We start from the raw sequence: 18,034 nt of genomic DNA on the forward strand, positions 1-18,034 counted from the left end.
TCTTCCAAAACGTTGGGAGACGTCTGCCGGAAAATTCTCCAACGGCACACCAACGTCCGCCGTTTTGTCGAAAAATTATCCGTGCCCGCGCTGCAGGCGGCGATAGCGCGCCGGACTCTCGCCCGTTATGGCTCGAAAAGCGACGCCGAAATGCGACTGCGAGGAGAAGCCAACCGCGAGGGCGATCTCGACGATCGGCAGATTGGAGTTCGCGAGCAGTCGCCGGGCGGCGAGCACGCGTTGTTCCACCACGAAACGGTGCGGTGTAAGACCGGTGGAGCGCTTGAAACTTCGGATGAAGCTGGAAGGGGTCATGCCAGCCACTTGCGCCATCTCAGCCAAGGTGACCGGAGCGCTGGCGTTGGCTTGTACGAACTCTGCAACGCGGGCGCGCATCGTCTCGTCCAGGCTCGGGAGACGATCGGATTTCGGCGAGCCAGGAGCTGCGTAACGGTCCGACAGGTGCAGCGCGAGCGTGTAGGCGATCTGCTCGGCCAAGAGCGCATTGGGCCGCTGGCCGCTGTCGCTCGCTTCGACCAGCCGCTGGGCCGACATTTTCAGCAGCGGATCTTCGATATCCCAAGCCATGTCCATCAGAGCGATCGGGGCGGCTGATCCGCGCGCGGCACCGACCTCCTTGAGCAGCGCTTTGCCAAGGTAGAGCAGAAGCAGTTTTCCGGATCCGACCTCGGGCACCGCATCCACGACGACACTGCGCCCCGGCTGCCCGATGCGAAAACGCCCCGCATGAACAGGCCCGTCGCGCCGGATCCGACCATCTTCGATCAACACGTGGCGGCGGACGTCGTAGAGTGTGATCGCGACCGTCGGGACAGGCAGTTCGCCAAACTCGTAGAGATGTGGGCCGGTCACCTCGCTCACGGCCGCAGCAAAGCCTGTCGTCGACCAAAGATCGATGAGAGCTGACTGCCTTCGACCTGTGACAAGCTCAGCGTGAAGAAGCGGGTTCAGCTGCATCGAATTGGATCAAGCTGCAAAGACCGCCTCCAATAGCATCGATCGTTTGGACTGGCCACCAACGACCCCGCAGCCATCTTAGGTTCGATTCCGCGACAGAACGGTCGACGTTGATCTCACCGGACAGTTTGCGAACGGGCCGCGATGCAAACTCCGGCTTGCGTGCCGCGCCAGTCGCCCAATCCCGTTCGAGCAACCGGATCCGCCGATCCCCATGCAGCGGCCGCTGACCAGCGAATATGCGGCTTGCACCGAGCCGCGCAGCCGCGAAGAGATCGGCCTTACATATCTGGAAACCCTCGCGGGAAGCAGGAGCGGAGCAGACGAATGCTTCGGGCGGCCGACACTCCGAACGGCGCCGCGCTCTGTGCGATCGTCCTGTCACTGGCGGGGCACTGGAGGTCGATGGCGAATCTGGGCTCCTGATCCTGCCAGAAGAGGCTTGTTCCCGCTGCGCCAATGGCCAAGCGAGCTCGATTGCCAAGCGCCCGTCGCGGGCATATGCCGATTGAATTCATCCGCTGGATCGGACTTTTGGTCTCGTTTGCATGACACGCGATATCGCAGCGCGACGGCATCGCGCCATCCTGGACGACCTCGATCGGCTGGAATCCGTCACTGTCGAGGAGCTTGCCCGATCGCTTGAGGTTTCGCGCGAAACCATCCGGCGCGACCTCAAGGTCTTGTCCGCAGACGGACGGCTGTCGATCGTTCATGGCGGAGCCATTCGCAACGAGCGCTCGGAAGCATCGTTCGCGAGCCGCCGGTCCGTGAATCGCGAGGGCAAGGAACGGATCGCCAGCCTGGCGGCCTCGATGCTCGGCGACGGCATGACGATCCTGCTCGATTCCGGCACGACGACCGAAGCCGTAGCCCGCGCGCTGGCCAGATCGGACCGCAAGAGGCTGGTGGTCCACACGACGTCCCTGGAAAACGCGCGGTTGGTCAGCCGCTTGCCGGGGGCCCGGGTCTTTCTGATCGGCGGCGAGTTCGACCGCAATGAGGACGCCACCTCAGGTTCCGAGGCCCTGCGGGCGATTGCGCGCCTCTCGGCAGACCTTTCCTTTGTCAGCGTCGGAGGGGTCGACATGGAAGGTCGGCTCACCGACTACAACCGCGCCGGAGCGGCGATCCGGGGTGCGCTTCTGCACGCGGCGGAGCAAGGCTTTCTCATGGCCGACAGCAGCAAGTTCGGGCTGGTTTTACCCAGTCGGATCGAGGGCGAGGAGCGTTGCGCTGCATTGCTGGTCGACCGGCTTCCGCCAGAGACGATCGGTGCAAAACTCGCCGAAAACAGGGTTCGCGTGCTCGCCGGTTAATTTGACTGATTTTGTGGTTTTTGTTGTTTTTTGTGTTTTGACGCGATAGGCTGCCTTCATCGCGGAGGCGCTCATGTCCATTCCTTCCCAATCTCGCGTCGTCATTATCGGCGGCGGTATCATCGGCTGCTCGGTCGCCTACCACCTGACCAAGCTCGGCTGGCGCGACGTGCTGCTGCTTGAGCAGGGGCGCCTCTCCTCGGGCACGACCTGGCATGCGGCGGGCCTCGTCGGGCAGCTCCGCAGCCAGTCCAGCATGACGCGCCTGATCCGCTATTCGACGGAGCTCTACGCCTCGCTGGAGAACGAAACCGGGCTCGCAACCGGGTGGAAACGCTGCGGTTCGGTTTCCGTCGCCCGGACGCCGGAGCGCATGACGCAGTTGCGCCGGACGATTTCGGCGGCGCGGGCACAGGGCGTCGAGATCGAGGAGCTCAGCCCGCAGGAGGCCGGTGACAAATGGCCGGTGATGCGCACCGACGATCTGCTTGGCGGGGTCTGGCTTCCCGGCGACGGCAAGGCGAACCCCTCCGATATCACGCAGGCGCTGGCACGCGGCGCCCGCAGCGGCGGCGCGACCGTGCGCGAGGGCATCCGCGTCACCGGCGTCGAGACCGAGAAGGGCCGGGTCAAGGCGGTGCAGACCGATCAGGGCCGGGTCGAATGCGAGGTTCTCGTCATCTGCGCCGGGCAATGGTCGCGCGCCATCGGCCAGATGTGCGGTGTGTCTGTGCCGCTGCATTCGGCCGAGCATATGTACATCGTCACCGGCAAGATCGCCGGCGTCTCGCCGGACCTGCCGGTGATGCGCGATCCCGACGGCTATATCTATTTCAAGGAGGAGGTCGGCGGGCTCGTGATGGGCGGGTTCGAGCCGGACGCGAAGCCCTGGGGCATGGACGGCATCCCCCACCCGTTCGAGTTCCAGCTCCTGCCCGACGATTGGGACCAGTTCGGCATCCTGATGGAGAACGCGCTGGAGCGCGTGCCGGCGCTGGAGACAGCCGAGATCAAGACCTTCCTCAACGGTCCCGAGAGCTTCACGCCCGACAACAACTTTCTGCTCGGCGAGGCGCCGGAAGTGGCCGGCGTCTATGTCGGGGCCGGCTTCAACTCGATGGGCATCGCCTCGGCCGGCGGCGCCGGCCGGGCGCTGGCCGAGTGGATCGTCGAGGGCGAGGCGACGAGCGATCTCTGGCCGGTCGACATTCGCCGCTTCGCGGATTTCAACAACAACCCGGCCTGGCTGAAGGACCGTATCAAGGAGACGCTCGGCCTTCACTACGCCATGCCCTGGCCGAACCGCGAGCTCGATACGGCAAGGCCCTTCCGGCGCTCGCCGCTCTACGATCGCCTGGCGGCCAAGGGCGCCGTCTTCGGCTCGAAAATGGGTTGGGAGCGCGCGAACTACTTTGCCCGCTCCGAGGAGGAGCGCGTGATCCGCTATTCCTTCGGGCCGCAGAACTGGTTCGAGACGGTCGCGGCCGAGCACCGGGCCTGCCGCGAGGCAGCGGGCCTCGTCGACATGTCGAGCTTCGCCAAGTTCCTGCTGCAGGGGCCAAAGGCCCAGGCTGCGCTGCAGCGTCTGGCCGCCAACGACGTTGCCGTGCCCGTGGGCACCTCCGTCTACACCGCTCTCCTGAACGCGCGCGGCACTTTCGAGAGCGACCTGACGGCGGCCCGGATTGCGCCGGACACCTATCTTCTGCTGACCGGTACCGCCCAGGCGACGCGCGACGCGCATTGGATCAGGCGCCAGCTCCCGGAGGGCGCGACGCTGACGGACGTGACCTCGGCCTATGCCGTGCTCTCGCTTGCCGGGCCGAATGCGGCGGAGATCCTGGCCCGTCTCTCGCCGACCTCCTTCGACCTCGCCGATTTCCCGGCCAATGCCATCCGCAAGATCACGATCGGTTATGCCACGAGCTGGGCGTGCCGCCGTTCCTATCTCGGTGAGGGCTTCGAGCTGTACGCTCCCGTCGAGTTCACGCCAGCGATCTATGACGCGCTCCACAAGGCCGGGGCCGATCTCGGCCTCATGGATGTCGGCTACTACGCCGTCGATTCACTGCGCATCGAGAAGGGCTTTCGCGCCTGGGGACGTGAGCTGACGCCCGATATCAATCCCTACGAGGCCGGTCTCGGCTTCGCCGTGAATCTGAACAAGGGCGAATTCATGGGTCGCGAAGCCCTTGTCGCCGCCAAGGCCGAACCACGCATCAAAAGGCTCATCGCGCTCATCGGCCCACGTCCGACCGGCCAGATGGCTTGGGGCGGCGAGGCGATCCTGGCCGACGGCAAGCCCGTCGGCGAGATCACCTCGGCGGCCTTCGGTGCGACTGTCGATGGAATCGTCGCGCTCGGCTGGGCCGAAAGCCACGAACCGATCGATCAAGCCTGGCTCGATGCCCGCAAATGGACGATCGATCTGGCAGGGACGGCCGTCGCCGTCACGGCCAGCCTCGCGGCACCTCTCGATCGCAAGCCGGCGTGAGGCGCGCGGCCATGACCGACCTTGCGCCGCTCTCGCTCAGCATTCCCCGCGACATCGCCGTGCAGAAGCCCGTCCGTATCCTCACCCTTTCCTGCGAGGACCGGCCCGGCATCGTCCACGCCGTCAGCGGCGTGCTTTACCGGCACGGTTGCAACATCCTGGAGAGCGCGCAGTTCAGTGATCCGCGCGACGCCCACTTCTTCATGCGCGTCGCCTTTGCGGCGGGCGATCGCTTCGACGAGGCCGCCTTCCGGCGCGAATTCGACGGCGTCGCCGGAACCTTCCGCATGGCATGGGATACCATCGACCCGACGCGCCCGCAGCGCGTCGTCCTGATGGTTTCGCGCTTCGGCCATTGCCTGAACGACCTGCTGTTCCGGCAGGCGACCGGCAATCTCAACATCGAAATCCCGGCCATCGTCTCGAACCACCGCGATTTCGAGCCGCTGGCTCAGAATTACGGCATTCCGTTCCATTACCTGCCGGTCGCGGCGGCCACCAAGGCCGAGCAGGAGGCCAAGCTGCTGGAGATCGTCGCGCAGACCGAAGCATCGCTGGTCATCCTCGCCCGCTACATGCAGGTGCTCTCGAACGACCTCTGCCGCGCGCTCGACGGGCGGGCGATCAACATCCACCACTCGTTCCTGCCGAGCTTCAAGGGCGCGAAGCCCTACCATCAGGCCTATGATCGCGGCGTGAAGCTGATCGGAGCCACCGCGCATTATGTGACCTCCGATCTCGACGAAGGCCCGATCATCGACCAGGACGTTGGCCGCGCCGACCACTCGCTGACGCCGGACGATCTGGTCAGTGCCGGGCGCGATATCGAGGCGGTCGTGCTGGCGCGGGCGCTCAGGCTCCATATCGAGCGCCGCGTGATGCTCGCCGGCCGCCGCACGGTGATCTTCCGATAAGACCGACGCGTTCTCCTCAGAACCACACCGTCATCCCGGACAAGCTGCGCAGCAGCGCCGATCCGGGATCCATCGTAGAGCTCCGGAGCCCTCCGATGGATCCCGGGTCAAGCCCGGGATGACGCTGCGTTTCCGAGGAAAACGATCACCTGGACCATGATGGCTCAGGCGAAAGCCACATTCCGCGTCTGCGCCCGCAGGCGCGGGTCGTGCGAGCGGATCTGGACCGGCCTGCCGTCGAGGATCTCGAAGCAGCGCGCCAGCGTGTCGTCCGAGAGCCGCCGCATCGCCTCGGCCGTGAAGAAGGTCAGGTGCGGGAACAGGATGACGTCCTCGCGCCCGAACAAGGGGCTGAGCGGATGGCCGGAACGGGCGAGCGGCTCCTGGCTGTAGACGTCGAGCCCGACGCCGCCGAGCCTCCCCGCCAGCACCGCCTCGACCAGCGCCGCCTCGTCGATCAGCGCGCCGCGCGAGACATTGACCAGCACGGCGGAGGGCTTCAGGCAGTCGAGTTCGGTCTGGCCGATCAATCCCCGCGTGGCGGCATTCAGGACGCAATGCAGCGAGACGAAGTCGCAGGCGCGCAGCATCGTCCGCAGGTCGTCGACTTTTTCGATCCCTGCCGCGGCCAGCGTGGCCCCGTCGACATGGGGGTCATAGCCGAGCACGCGGGCACGAAACCCTTGCCCCGCCATCCTGGCCATGCTGCGCCCGATCTTGCCCGCGCCGACGAGGCCGAGCGTCGCTCCGGAGATGTCGCGGCCGAGCCAGCGCTGCTCCGGCCAGATCCAGCCCTCGGCCGGCATGGCGCGGCCGATCGCCGGCATCCGCTTGGCCAGCGCGATCATGAGGGCAAAGGCGCCCTCGGCAACCGTCTCTTCGGCGTATTCGGGCACGTTCACGACCGGTATCCCGCGCGCGATGGCCGCGGGAATGTCGATCGCATCGATGCCGACGCCGTATTTGACGATTCCCTTCAGCTTCGGCGCGGCGGCGATGACGCGCGCGGTGATCGGCGTGTAGCACATCAACAGCAGATCGGCGTCGACGATGGCTTCGATCAGCTCGGCCTCAGGGATCCCGTCCGGCAAGGTGACGAGCTCGACGCCGCGCGCCCTGAGGCCGGCATCGATATCCGGGCATTCCAATTCGCGATCCGTCCTGACGGCCTTCAACGGCTACATCCCTGGCTTTCGTGGGGAGAATGCGTGGCTCAGCCCGCGGCGATCGCCGTCTCGACGATGCCGAGCGCCCGCTCGAGATCGGACTGCGCGATGACCAGCGGCGGCGACAGCGTCAGCACATTGCCCTGGCTGATCTTGAAACTGAGCCCGGCCTCGAGGCAGCGATAATAGACCCGCTCGGCGAGCGCGTTGTCCGGCGCCATGTCGTCTTTGTCCGCCACGATCTCGACGCCGAACATCAGCCCGCGTCCACGCACGTCGCCGACATGGCGCGAGCTCTCGGCGAACATGCGCAGGCGCTGCATCGCCTCGCCGCCGAGCTCGGCCGCGCGCTCCGGCAATCCTTCCTCGCGGATGATCGCGATCGTGGTCAGCGCTGCGCGCGTCGTCACCGGGTTCTTTTCATGGGTGTAGTGACCGATCGCATAGTCGCCAGCGACATCGAGGTCGCGCCGGGCGATCGCAGCGGCGATCGGGAGGATGCCGCCGCCCAGCGCCTTGCCGAGGACGAGGATGTCAGGCATCACCCCGTCATGCTCGCATGTGAAGAAGCGGCCGGTCTTGCCCAGCCCCGTCGGGATCTCGTCGAAGATCAGGAGCGTGCCGTGGCGATCACACGCTTCGCGGATCTGCTTCCAGAAGCCTGGCGCCGGCGGATTGGGCGTCGCCCGCATCGGCTCCGCGACAAGCGCCGCGAAATCGCCCTCCCGGCCCAGCACATAGGAGATCATGCTGGCGCAGGCGCGTGCCGAATCCTCGAGGCTGTTGTGGCCATAGGCGCAGTGATGGTTCGCCCAAGGCGCGACATGCTCCGCTCCCGGCAGAAGCGGCCCGGCGATGCCGGACCGAAAAGTCGCCTCGCCGCCGACACTGGAGGCGCCGAAGCCGGCGCCGTGGAAGGCGTCCCAGAAGGACAGCGTCTTGAAGCGGCCGGTCGCGGCGCGAGCGAGCCTGAGCGCGACCTCGATGGCGTCGGAGCCGCCGGTGGTGAAGAGCACCTTGCCGAGATCGCCCGGCGCCAGCCGCCCGAGAGTCTCGGCAAGCTCGACCGCCGGCTCGCAGGTAAAGCGCCGCGGCGCAAAGCAGAGCTCGTCGAGCTGTGCCTTGATCGCCTCCTTCAGGCGCGGGTGGCCATAGCCGATATGGTGGACGCTGTTGCCATGGAAATCCATGTAGCGGCGCCCCATCGTGTCCTCGATCCAGATGCCCTCGGCCTTGGCGATGGCGGTCAGGCATGGGCTGGACAGGCTCTGGTGCAGGAAGGCGGCAGAGTCGCGCGCCAGCAATGCGCGGGTTCCGGCATCGCCGATGCTGGCGGACCAGTCGCTGCGCGCCGCGGAGGTGTTGGATTCGCCTTCGGTATGGACGATGGCGGCGGTTTCGGCGCGCATGGCAAAGGCCTCGGTTCGCGCCTGTCGGGCGCTGTCGAGGCTCAGAATGCCTTCGTTCCATCAATCTGAAAAATCGCTATTTCATATCCTAGTATAAATTTCAGCGATATCATTCCGCGTCGGCTTTTCGAGGCTCCGCCCGCCATGCGCTACGTTCAGCTCCGTGCCTTCCATCAGGTCGCGTTGTCCGGCGGCTTCTCGAAAGCGGCGCTCGCGCTCAACCTCACCCAGCCGGCGATTTCGGATCAGGTCCGCAAGCTGGAAGAGGAATACGATGTCGCGCTATTCAGCCGCCGGCACCGCCAGGTCGTCCTGACGCCCGCGGGGCACAAGCTGCTCGCCGTCACGCATCGCCTGTTCGGTGCCGAGGGCGAGGCGCTGGAGCTGTTGCAGGAGGAGCGTTCGCTGCGGACCGGCGCGCTCAGGATCGTCGCGGATTCCGTGCATCATGTGCTCGATGTGCTCACCGCCTTTCGCGAACGCCATCCCGGCATCCAGGTCTCGATCGCGCAGGGCAATACCGGCAGCATCGTCGAGACGCTGATCGGCTACGATGCCGAGATCGGTGTGCTCGGCGAACTCGGCGACGAGCGGCCCTTCGAAGTGCTGCCGCTCAATGTCTCGCCGATCATCGCCTTTGCCGCCAAAGGTCATCCGGCTGCGGCGCGCTCAGCGCTTTCGCTGCAAGAGCTGGCGAGCTGGCCGCTGGTCATGCGCGAGCGCGGGTCGCGTACGCGGCAATTGCTGGAACAGCATGCGGCGGAGCAGGGCGTTACGCTCGCTCATGCGGTCGAGGCCGAGGGCCGCGAGGCGGTGCGCGCCATCGTGGCGGCGGGCGGCGGGATCGGCTTCGTCTCGGCGGCCGAGTTCGGCGAGGACGATCCGCGGCTCGTCCGCATTCCGCTCGACGGGCCGCCGCTCAAGATGCACGAGAAGCTGATCTGCCTGCACGAGCGCCGCAACAGCAAGGCGATCCAGGCCTTCTTCGCGCTGGCACGATCCCTGCGCGGTTGAGCGCGCCGTGCTACGGAAGCGCTGTCCCGGTTCGCAAGGCGTGCGCCCAGTCGGCGCGTCCATTCGCCTCTGCCCGTTTGGCCGAGCGCTCCCAATCGTAGATCGCGAGGTGATGTTCGATCGCGATCTCCTCGCCGAGCGTCACGACGGCAAAGCGGGCATGAGGCATGCCGCTTTCGGAAACATGGGTCGGGTTCGTGTCGTCATAGGCCGGATTCCCGACGCTGCCGGGATTGAGCACGATCGCACCGGAACTCAGTCGCGCAGCGCGCGGCAGATGGCTGTGCCCGCAGAGCATCAGCGGCGCCGTCCGTCCCTTGAGGCGCTGTTCGATCGCCGCGATCGACGAAGGCACGAGACGGCCATCATACACCTCTTCCATCAGGTAGGTTTCGTCATGGTCGGGGGTTGCATGGAAGCAGAGCGCCCCTTCGACCATGGTCTCGACCGGCAGGCCCGCCAGCCAGCCGCGCGCCTGCGGATCGAGCACGCGCCAGGCATAGCCGTCGGATGCCCCCAGTCCCTCGGGCGAGGGCGCGCCGAGAGCCCGGTCGTGATTGCCCCGGACGTGGCTCATGTCGCGCGAACGCAGCAGCGCGACGGACTCGGCCGGCCAGAGCGGTCCGGAAGCGCAATCGCCGAGATTGATGAGGCGATCGACGGACATCTCGTCGAGCCTCGCGAGCACGGCTTCGAGCGCGAGCAGGTTTCCATGGACATCGGCGATCACGCCCAGGCGCATGCTCGGCATCCTAGCGCTGGCGCCATTGCTGCAAGCGGCCGAAGACCAGTTGGTCGAGGCCGACATGAGCGAGCTTCACCGCGATGGCGGTGACCATGATGATGCTCGCCATGCCCGCTGCGGAAGCCATGGCGCCGGCCTCGTCCATATGGACGATCGCGATCGAGGCGAGCTTGGTGTCTGCTCCATAGAGGAAGATCACGGCGGAGACCGTGGTCAGCGCGTTGACGAAGACATAGACGGCGATGTCGAGGATCGCCGGCAGGCAGATCGGCGCGGTGACGCGCCGGAAGGTCGACCAGAACGGCACCTTGAGCGAAGCCGAGACCGACTCGAACTCGCCGTCGAGCTGCTTCAGGCTGGTCAGCGCCGTGATATGCCCGACCGTGTAGAAATGCGCGACGGTGTTGATCACCAGGATCGTCAGCGTCCCGTAGAGGAAGCCGAGCGGGTTCCAGCCGGCATTGTAGAAGAAGACATAGCCGAGGCCGAGCACGAGGCCGGGCACCGCCATCGGCAGCATCGCCAGGAACTGGGCGAAGGCGCGCAGGCGCGGGAAGAGCTTCACCTTCTCGATCAGATAGGCACCGGTGAAGATCAGCGCCGTGCCGATCACCGCCGTGAGCGAGGCCAGCATCAGCGAGTTGGCATAGGTGCCCCAGCCGTCGGGCTCCACTTGGGCGAAGTCGTAATTGCTCAGCGTCAGCGACAGGTTATAGGGCCAGTATTTGACGAAGGAGCCCCAGAAGGCGACCGCATAGGGGCCGACGATGGCGAGCGCGATCAGGCCGACGAAGCCGAGCAGCGCGAGGTCGCGGCGCCGGTCCGGATGCGGGGCGTAAGGTACGGCGCGGGCCGAGAGCATGGCGCTTTGACGCCGCTGCACGACGCGGTCGACGAAGAAGGCGAGCACGGCCGGCACCAGCAGGATGATGCCGACGACGGCGCCCATCGGGAAATTCTGCTGGCCGACGACCTGCCGGTAGGCATCAGTCGCCAGCACGCTGAACTGGCCGCCGATGACCTTGGGAATGCCGAAATCGGTGATGACCAGCGTAAAGACGACGAAGGTCGCGCTGATCACGCCATAGCGCGCGCCCGGCAAGGTGATCGTGTGGAAGATGCGCCAGCGCGAGGTGCCCATCGCGTCCGCTGCCTCGCGCAGGCGCCCGTCGGAAAGCGCCAGCGCCGTGACGAGGATCAGCATCGCGTGCGGGAAGCAGTAGAGCACTTCGGCCGCGATGATGCCGATGGGGCCATAGAGCGAGGCGCCCATCATCAGGGATTTCAGGATGCCCTGATTGCCGAAAAGATAGATCAGCGCGAGACCCGACAGCAGCGAGGGCGCGAAGACCGGCACCATCGCGGCGGCATAGAACGCGCCTTTGGCCGGGATGCAGCTCCGGCGCAAAGCATAGGCATACAGGAAGGCGAGCGGCACCACGATCACGGTGGTCACGCCGGCGACGAGCAGGCTGTTGAGCAGCGAATAGAACAGCGAGGGCGTCGTCGCGTAGCTGACGAAATTGGCGAGGCCGACGAACTTGCCTTGCGTGTCCTCCAGGCTCTTGGACAGCAGCGCCCAGAGCGGCAGCGCGATGATCAGGACCAGCACCGCGCAGAGCGCCAGGATGAGCGCGCCGGCGACATGGCGCTCGCTGATCCGCAGCGGCGCGACTTTCACGGGCGTATCGGTCATCGGCAGGGGCTGTGCCAGATCGCTCATCGTCCATCCCCGGCAAAGACGTGCAGCGCCTCGGGCGGAAAGGCGACGGCGCGGACCTGTCCGGGAACGATGCCGAGATCGCGCATCGCATTGGTCGAGAAATCGGCGGCGATGCTGGTCGCGCGCGAGCTCGTCGGCTGGAGATGCGCGCGGCAATAGGAGCCGAGGAAGGCGAGGTTCCCGATCGTCGCCTCGAAGCGGTTCGGCGTGTCATCGCCGATGCCGCGTGTGCGGACTTCCTCGGGCCGCATCGCGAGCCTCACCGGCGTGCCCACGGCGAAGGGCGCTGCGTTGGCGACGACGAGGTCGAGCTCGTCGACGCGGACCTTGCCCGGACCGGTCACGATCGCGTCCATGAAGGTCATGTGCCCGACGAAATCGGCGACGAAGGGTGTCGCGGGGCGCCGGTAGATCTCTTCGGGCGAGCCGACCTGCTCGACGGCGCCGTCCCGCATCACGACGATGCGGTCGGCCATCGCCAAGGCTTCCTCCTGGTCATGGGTCACCATGATCGTGGTCACGCCGAGCCGCTGCTGCAGCGAGCGCATCTCGTCGCGCAGGCGCACCCGCACCTTGGCATCGAGCGCCGAAAGCGGCTCGTCGAGCAGCAGCAGTTCCGGCGAGGTGGCGAGAGCCCGCGCGAGCGCCACGCGCTGCTGCTGGCCGCCCGAGAGCTGGACCGGATATTTCCTGCCCTGTTCCGGCAGGCCGACGAGGGCGAGAAGCTCGCTCACGCGCTTGCTGATCTCGTCGCGGGAGCGGCGGCGGTTGACCAGCCCGTAGCCGACATTGTCGGCGACGGTGAGATTGGGAAAGAGCGCATAGGACTGGAAGACGATGCCGAAATCGCGCTCGGAAGGGCTGGCATGCGAGACATCGCGCCCGCCCATATGGATCGTGCCGCTGTCCTGAAGATCGAGGCCGGCGACCGCGCGCAGCAAGGTGGTCTTGCCGCAGCCGGACGGGCCGAGGAAGCAGACGAATTCGCCGCGATGGATATCCAGGTTGATGTCGCGCAACGCCTTGAACGCGCCGAAATTCTTGGCGACCTGGCGGATGGAGAGGAAGGGTGTCGTATTGCTGGACATCATGCCGGCCTTCATCTGAACGGACAGAGATCCGTCCCGCGAAGAGCGGCGGGACTTCTCTTGCGTCTTGCACGGATCATGCCGCCGGCCGCCCACGCGGCCGACGGCATGGCAGAGGCTCAGTTCTTCGGCGCAGCCTTCGACTCGTAGCGCTTCGACCACTCGGCAAGCACCCGTTCGCGGTTATCGGCCATCCAGCCGAGGTCGTTTTTGATCATCCCCGCCTCGGCATTGGCGGGGTAGTTCGCCGGCTTGTTCTCGACGCCGGGCGCGGCGACGATCGCATAGGTCTTGGAGTAGAGCTCGTTGGCGTCCTTCGTGGTCGACCAGTCGGCGATCTTCTTGGCGAGCGCGAGGTTCTTCGAGCCCTTGACGATGGCGCTGGCTTCCATCTCCCAGCCCACGCCTTCCTTCGGGATCACCACCTCGATCGGCGCGCCCTTGCTCTTCTCGGAGGCGCCGCGCATGTCGAGCGCCAGCCCGATCGTGCGCTCGCCGCGCGCCGCCTGGACGCAAGGCGCCGAGCCCGAATGCAGGTAGGCGCCGATATTCTCGTGCAGACCATCCATGAACTTCCAGCCCTCGGCCTCGCCCATGCTCTGCAGCCAGCCGGCGACCATGAGGTAGCCGGTGCCCGACGAAGCCGGATGCGGCATCACGATCTTGCCCTTGAAGGCCGGGTTGAGCAGGTCCTTCCAGGAGGTCGGGACCGGGACGCCCTTGGCCTCGGCGGTATTATAGCAGACGACGCCGAGATAGGCGTCCATGCCGGTCCAGGTATAGGGGCTGTTGGGATCGCGGAAGACCGGCTTCAGGGCATCGGCCCCGGCAGGCTTGTAGGTTTCGAGCAGGCCTGCCTTCTCGAACATCAGGAGGCTGGACGCCGCCAGGCCCATCACCATGTCGGCGCGGGGATTGTCCTTCTCGGCGAGGAAGCGGGCGGTGATGACGCCGGTGGAGTCGCGGACCCAGACGACCTCCGCCTCTGGCACCGCCTTCTCGATCGACGACTTGAAAGGTGCGAGCTGGTCATTCTCCAGCGCGGTGTAGATCGTCACCTTGGTCTTCTGCGCGTGAGCGACCCCCGGAAGTGCGAGCGCAAAGGCACCGATGACGCAGGAAGCTAGCCAGTTCTTCATGATCTCATCCCCTCTTTATGATCAGTTTGAACGCTCTTCGGACGTTTTCTTCCCCTGATATGCAAAAACGCAGGCGGATCGCTCCGCCTGCGCTGGCTTTTCTTGTTCACGCGGTCCAGGGCATGGACCAGGTCTTGACGTTGGTGAAGGATTTCATGGCCTCGACGACGCCCTCCTTGTAGCCGAGGCCGGAATCCTTGATGCCGCCGAAGGGGGACATCTCGATCCGGTAGCCCGGGACTTCCCAGAGATTGACGGTGCCGACCTCGAGATCGGCGACAAAGCGCTGGATGTAATCGTAGCGGTTGGTGCAGATGCCGGAGGAGAGACCATAGGCGGTCGAGTTCGAGATCGCGATCACCTGCGCGATGTCGTCGGGCACGCGGATGATCGGGATCACCGGGCCGAAGGTTTCCTCATGCACCAGCTCGCAGGTGTAGGGGATCCTGTCGACAACGGTCGGATGGAACAGCGCCCCTTCCGCCCGCTTGCCGTGGAGCACCTCGGCGCCCTTGCTGACGGCGTCGTCGACGCGGGCCTGGAAGAGCGCGGCCGAGCGGGCGTTGATGACGCAGCCGACATCGGTATTCGGATCCATCGGATCGCCGCATTTCAGCTTCTTCGCCTTTTCGACGACGAGCTTGGCGAAGGCGTCGGCGACGCTCTCGACCACCAGGATGCGCTTCACCGCCGTGCAGCGCTGGCCGGAGTTCTTGGTCGCGCCGGTGACGGCGAGTTCGGCAGCCTTATCGAGATCGGCATCCTCCATGACGATCAGCGGGTCGTTGCCGCCGAGCTCCAGCACGATGCGCTTGTAGCCTGCGGTCGCGGCGATGTGCTTGCCGACGCGCACCGAGCCGGTGAAGGTCACCAGGTCCGCGTCGGGATCGGTGATCATCGCATCGCCCATGGTCGAGGGGTTTCCGGTGACGACCGAGAGCATCTCCGGCGGCAGGCCCGCTTCGTAGAGCACGTCGGCGAGTGCCAGCGCGGTCAGCGGGGTCAGTTCCGTCGGCTTCAGGACGAGACGGTTATTGGTCGCGATCGCCGGGGCCAGCTTGTGGCTGACCATGTTGAGCGGGTGGTTGAACGGGGTGATCGCCGAGATCACGCCGAGCAGCGGCTGGCGCGTCGTGAAGATCTTGCGCGCCTTGCCGTTCGGCGAGATGTCGCAGGAGAACATCTCGCCATCATCCTTGATGGTGAGCTGCGCCGCGAAGGACCAGACGTCGTAGGCGCGGCTGGCTTCATAGAGCGAGTCCTTCCAGCACAGGCCGGCTTCCGCCGTGATCAGCTTGGCGAAGAGCTCCTTGCGGTCGCGCAGCAGCTCGGCGGTCTTCTGCAGGATCTGCTGGCGCTCGTAGCGCGAGAGCGTCGGCTTGAAGGCCCTGGCCTTGGCGAAGGCCTCGCGCACATGCTCGGGCCGAGCCGCCGGGATCAGGCCGACCACGCTGTTATCATAGGGGTTCCTGACCTCGACCATGTCGTCGGTCGTGACCAGCTTGCCGGCGATGCGCATCGCCTCGCGCCGCACCGGCGGCTTCACCGTCGCGTTCATCTTAGTTCACCAGGTTCAGGGCGACGTCGAAGACGTCGAAATTGCGGAGCGTGCGGCCCTGCGGCACCGTGATCGGCCGGTTGGCGATCATCGGCACGCGCTGCTCGGTGATGCCGCCATGCGAGCGCAAGGGCTCGGTCAGGCCGGAGAGATCGTGCCGGTCCGGCGAGGTGCCGATGACCTTCTGGCGCGTCGAGACGACCACGACATCGCCGATCCGGTCGGCCGGCAGCTCGAAGCGCTCGCAGGCTTCCGCCGAGGTCACCGCCAGCGCGATGCCCTCGATCCCGGAGATGCGGGCTGCGACCTCCTCCTGGCTGGTGCCATCCGGCAGATAGACCGTGGCGAAGGAGCCGAGTGCGCCGTGATGGACGACATAGGGGTCGGTGATCGGCAGGATCACCCGCATCGTGCCCTTGCCGTACCACTCATCCATCAGGCTCTGGAGATAGACGACATCCGGCTCGCCATTGGCGAGGTGCTTGTCGTTCATGCCGTGGTCGGCGGTGATGACCAGCGTGCAGCCGAGTGCGTCGAGCTTGCCGACATAACCGTCGAACATGGCGTAGAACGAGTCTGCCATCTCGGAGCCGGGGCCGGCCTTGTGCTGCACATAGTCGGTGGTCGAGAGATACATCAGGTCGGGCTTGAAGGTCTCCAGCAGCTTGACGCCGGCGGCGAAGACGAATTCCGAGAGATCGGCCGAGTAGACCGACGGCACCGGCATGCCGACGAAACCGAGCACGTTCTCGATGCCGTTCTCGGCCTTGTTGGCCTTGTCGGCCTTCTCCGAGGAGAAGGCGATCGCGCTGCCCGAGGCGAAATCCAGCCCCTTGCCGAGCAAGGTGCGCAGCTTGTCCTTGGCGGTGACCATCGCGACCTTGAAGCCGGCCTTCTGGAACTCGGCGAGGATGGTCGGCGCCCGGAGGAAGCGGGCATCGTTCATCATCACCTCTTCCTTGGCCTCGCGGTCGTAGAAGAAGTTGCCGGCGATGCCGTGCCAGGCCGGCGGGCGGCCGGTGATGATCGAGAGGTTGTTGGGGTTGGTGAAGCTCGGGATCACCGAATAGGCGTATGTGCTGGCGCCGGTCCGCATGATCCGGTCGAGGTTCGGCGTCAGGCCCTTGGCGCTCGCCGCCTCGATATAGGCCGGCTCCGAACCGTCCATGCAGATCACAACCGTCGGGCGCTGCGGCCGAGCGTATCCGCGACCGTTCGCGACGACATCCGACCCGACTTTCGAATGCATGTTCATCATCACCTCCTCAAGCGGCCGACTTCAGGCCGACGCCCATCTCATCAAGGACATCCGACACCGTGGCGACGAAGGCGCGCATGTCCTGGGCGCCCAGCGCCCCGATGCAGCCGATGCGGAAACTGTCCGCGACCGTCAGCTTGCCGGGATAGATGACGTAGCCGGCATCCTTCAGCGCGTCGTAGAAGCGCTGGAAGACGAAGTTCTTGTCCTGCGGCATGTGGAAGGTGACGATGATCGGCGCCTGCCGGGCCGCCGGCAGCAGCGTGCGGAAGCCCAGCCCTTCCATGCCCTCGATCAGGATACGGGCGTTCTCGGCATAGCGCTCGCCGCGGCCTGCGACGCCGCCCTCGGCCCAGAATTCCTGCAAGGCTGCGTGGAAGGCGACGATGACATGGATCGGCGGGGTGAAGCGGTACTGCCCGGTGCGCTCGAAGCCGGCATTCTGGTCATGGAGATCGAGCACCAGCGTCGTGGCATTGCCTTTGGTCTCGGCCAGTGCGCTCTTGCGGGCGATGACGAAGCCGAGCCCGGGAACGCCCTGGATGCACTTGTTCGAGGAGGCGGCGACCGCGTCGAAATAGACCTCGCGGCTGTCGAGCGGCAGGGCGCCGAACGCGCTCATCGAGTCGATCAACAGGCGGCGGCCATGACGCTTGGCGAGCGCGGCGATCGCCTCGACCGGGTTGCGGATGCCGCTGGTCGTCTCGCAATGGACGGTGAAGATGTGGGTGATAGCGGTATCCGTGACCAGCATCCGGTCGATCTCGGTGAGATCGGGCGGGGTGTCCTCGGCGGTCTCGTGGACGGCGACGGCGCGGCCGGCGATCTCCAGGATGCGCCTGGCGCGCTGGCCATAGGCCCCGTTTATCAGGACGAGGATCTTGCCGTCGCGCGGCACGAAGGTGGTCAGCATCGCCTCGACGGCGAAGGTGCCGGAGCCCTGCATCGGCACGGTGACGAAATCCTCGCCGCCATGGATGATCTTCGGCAGCTCTTCCAGAACCGCCTTGTTGATGCCGACGAAGGTCGCGTCGCGCGAGCCCCAGTCATGCACCATGGCCTCCTTGATGGCGCGGCTGGTCGTCAAAGGCCCCGGCGTCAGAAGCAGCGGGTCGCCGGTTTCGGAGGTGGCGGGGCGTCGGGCTTGGGCCATTGCAGGTCTCGCTCTCGTTTTCCAGCGGATGGCCGACGCTAGAACACGCTCTTGACATAGGTCCAATACATCCTCT

General features: G+C 65.9%; 14 protein-coding genes. 4 read left to right on the forward strand and 10 right to left on the reverse strand.

Annotated elements, in window-relative coordinates:
* Positions 1–75: 75 nt before the first annotated feature.
* Positions 76–882 (reverse strand): helix-turn-helix domain-containing protein, encoded by an 807-nt coding sequence (locus GY40_RS14705; RefSeq protein WP_248311172.1) that lies wholly within the window; start codon positions 880–882, stop codon positions 76–78.
* Positions 883–1,526: 644 nt separating this feature from the next.
* Between GY40_RS14705 and GY40_RS14710 the strand changes: the two genes are divergently transcribed.
* From GY40_RS14710 to purU, 3 genes are all read left to right on the forward strand, one after another.
* Entirely contained in the window at positions 1,527–2,297 is a 771-nt protein-coding gene (locus GY40_RS14710) for a DeoR/GlpR family DNA-binding transcription regulator (protein WP_038363410.1), read from the forward strand.
* A 73-nt stretch (positions 2,298–2,370) separates the two neighbouring features.
* Positions 2,371–4,791, forward strand: coding sequence for a GcvT family protein (locus tag GY40_RS14715; RefSeq protein ID WP_038363411.1), 2,421 nt, complete (start codon positions 2,371–2,373; stop codon positions 4,789–4,791).
* Positions 4,792–4,802: 11 nt separating this feature from the next.
* Positions 4,803–5,705: a formyltetrahydrofolate deformylase gene (purU, locus tag GY40_RS14720; RefSeq protein ID WP_081925411.1), complete on the forward strand. Its 903-nt coding sequence runs from the start codon at positions 4,803–4,805 to the stop codon at positions 5,703–5,705.
* A gap of 164 nt (positions 5,706–5,869) precedes the next feature.
* Here purU and GY40_RS14725 read toward each other — a convergent pair whose 3' ends face one another.
* Positions 5,870–6,880, reverse strand: a complete 1,011-nt coding sequence (locus tag GY40_RS14725) for a 2-hydroxyacid dehydrogenase (RefSeq protein ID WP_038363412.1) — start codon at positions 6,878–6,880, stop codon at positions 5,870–5,872.
* A 38-nt stretch (positions 6,881–6,918) separates the two neighbouring features.
* Positions 6,919–8,280 carry a (R)-1-hydroxy-2-aminoethylphosphonate ammonia-lyase gene (locus tag GY40_RS14730; protein ID WP_038363413.1) on the reverse strand — a complete coding sequence of 454 codons (1,362 nt, stop codon included), beginning with the start codon at positions 8,278–8,280 and terminating at the stop codon, positions 6,919–6,921.
* A 144-nt stretch (positions 8,281–8,424) separates the two neighbouring features.
* On the opposite strand from GY40_RS14730, the gene GY40_RS14735 reads away from it, so the two are divergent.
* Entirely contained in the window at positions 8,425–9,294 is an 870-nt protein-coding gene (locus GY40_RS14735) for a LysR substrate-binding domain-containing protein (protein WP_038363414.1), read from the forward strand.
* Between the two features lie 10 nt (positions 9,295–9,304).
* Here GY40_RS14735 and GY40_RS14740 read toward each other — a convergent pair whose 3' ends face one another.
* The 7 genes from GY40_RS14740 to GY40_RS14770 all read right to left on the reverse strand — a co-directional run bounded on the left by GY40_RS14740 (position 9,305) and on the right by GY40_RS14770 (position 17,958).
* The gene (locus tag GY40_RS14740) at positions 9,305–10,036 is read right to left on the reverse strand and encodes a metallophosphoesterase family protein (RefSeq protein WP_038363416.1); all 732 of its coding nucleotides are present in this window, start codon (positions 10,034–10,036) and stop codon (positions 9,305–9,307) included.
* 10 nt (positions 10,037–10,046) lie between these two features.
* Positions 10,047–11,762: a putative 2-aminoethylphosphonate ABC transporter permease subunit gene (locus tag GY40_RS14745; RefSeq protein WP_038363417.1), complete on the reverse strand. Its 1,716-nt coding sequence runs from the start codon at positions 11,760–11,762 to the stop codon at positions 10,047–10,049.
* Entirely contained in the window at positions 11,759–12,853 is a 1,095-nt protein-coding gene (locus GY40_RS14750) for a putative 2-aminoethylphosphonate ABC transporter ATP-binding protein (protein WP_038364278.1), read from the reverse strand. Before GY40_RS14750 ends, GY40_RS14745 begins: the two co-directional genes overlap by 4 nt.
* Positions 12,854–12,969: 116 nt before the next feature.
* Positions 12,970–13,989, reverse strand: coding sequence for a putative 2-aminoethylphosphonate ABC transporter substrate-binding protein (locus GY40_RS14755; protein WP_038363419.1), 1,020 nt, complete (start codon positions 13,987–13,989; stop codon positions 12,970–12,972).
* A gap of 106 nt (positions 13,990–14,095) precedes the next feature.
* Positions 14,096–15,547 (reverse strand): phosphonoacetaldehyde dehydrogenase, encoded by a 1,452-nt coding sequence (phnY, locus tag GY40_RS14760; protein WP_038363421.1) that lies wholly within the window; start codon positions 15,545–15,547, stop codon positions 14,096–14,098.
* Between the two features lies 1 nt (position 15,548).
* Positions 15,549–16,802: a phosphonoacetate hydrolase gene (gene phnA / locus GY40_RS14765; RefSeq protein ID WP_038364280.1), complete on the reverse strand. Its 1,254-nt coding sequence runs from the start codon at positions 16,800–16,802 to the stop codon at positions 15,549–15,551.
* Positions 16,803–16,812: 10 nt separating this feature from the next.
* The gene (locus GY40_RS14770; protein WP_051988069.1) at positions 16,813–17,958 is read right to left on the reverse strand and encodes a 2-aminoethylphosphonate--pyruvate transaminase; all 1,146 of its coding nucleotides are present in this window, start codon (positions 17,956–17,958) and stop codon (positions 16,813–16,815) included.
* Between the last annotated feature and the right edge of the window lie 76 nt (positions 17,959–18,034).

The organism is Allobosea sp. UNC402CLCol (genome assembly GCF_000745475.1).
GTDB classification, from domain to species: domain Bacteria; phylum Pseudomonadota; class Alphaproteobacteria; order Rhizobiales; family Beijerinckiaceae; genus Allobosea; species Allobosea spartocytisi.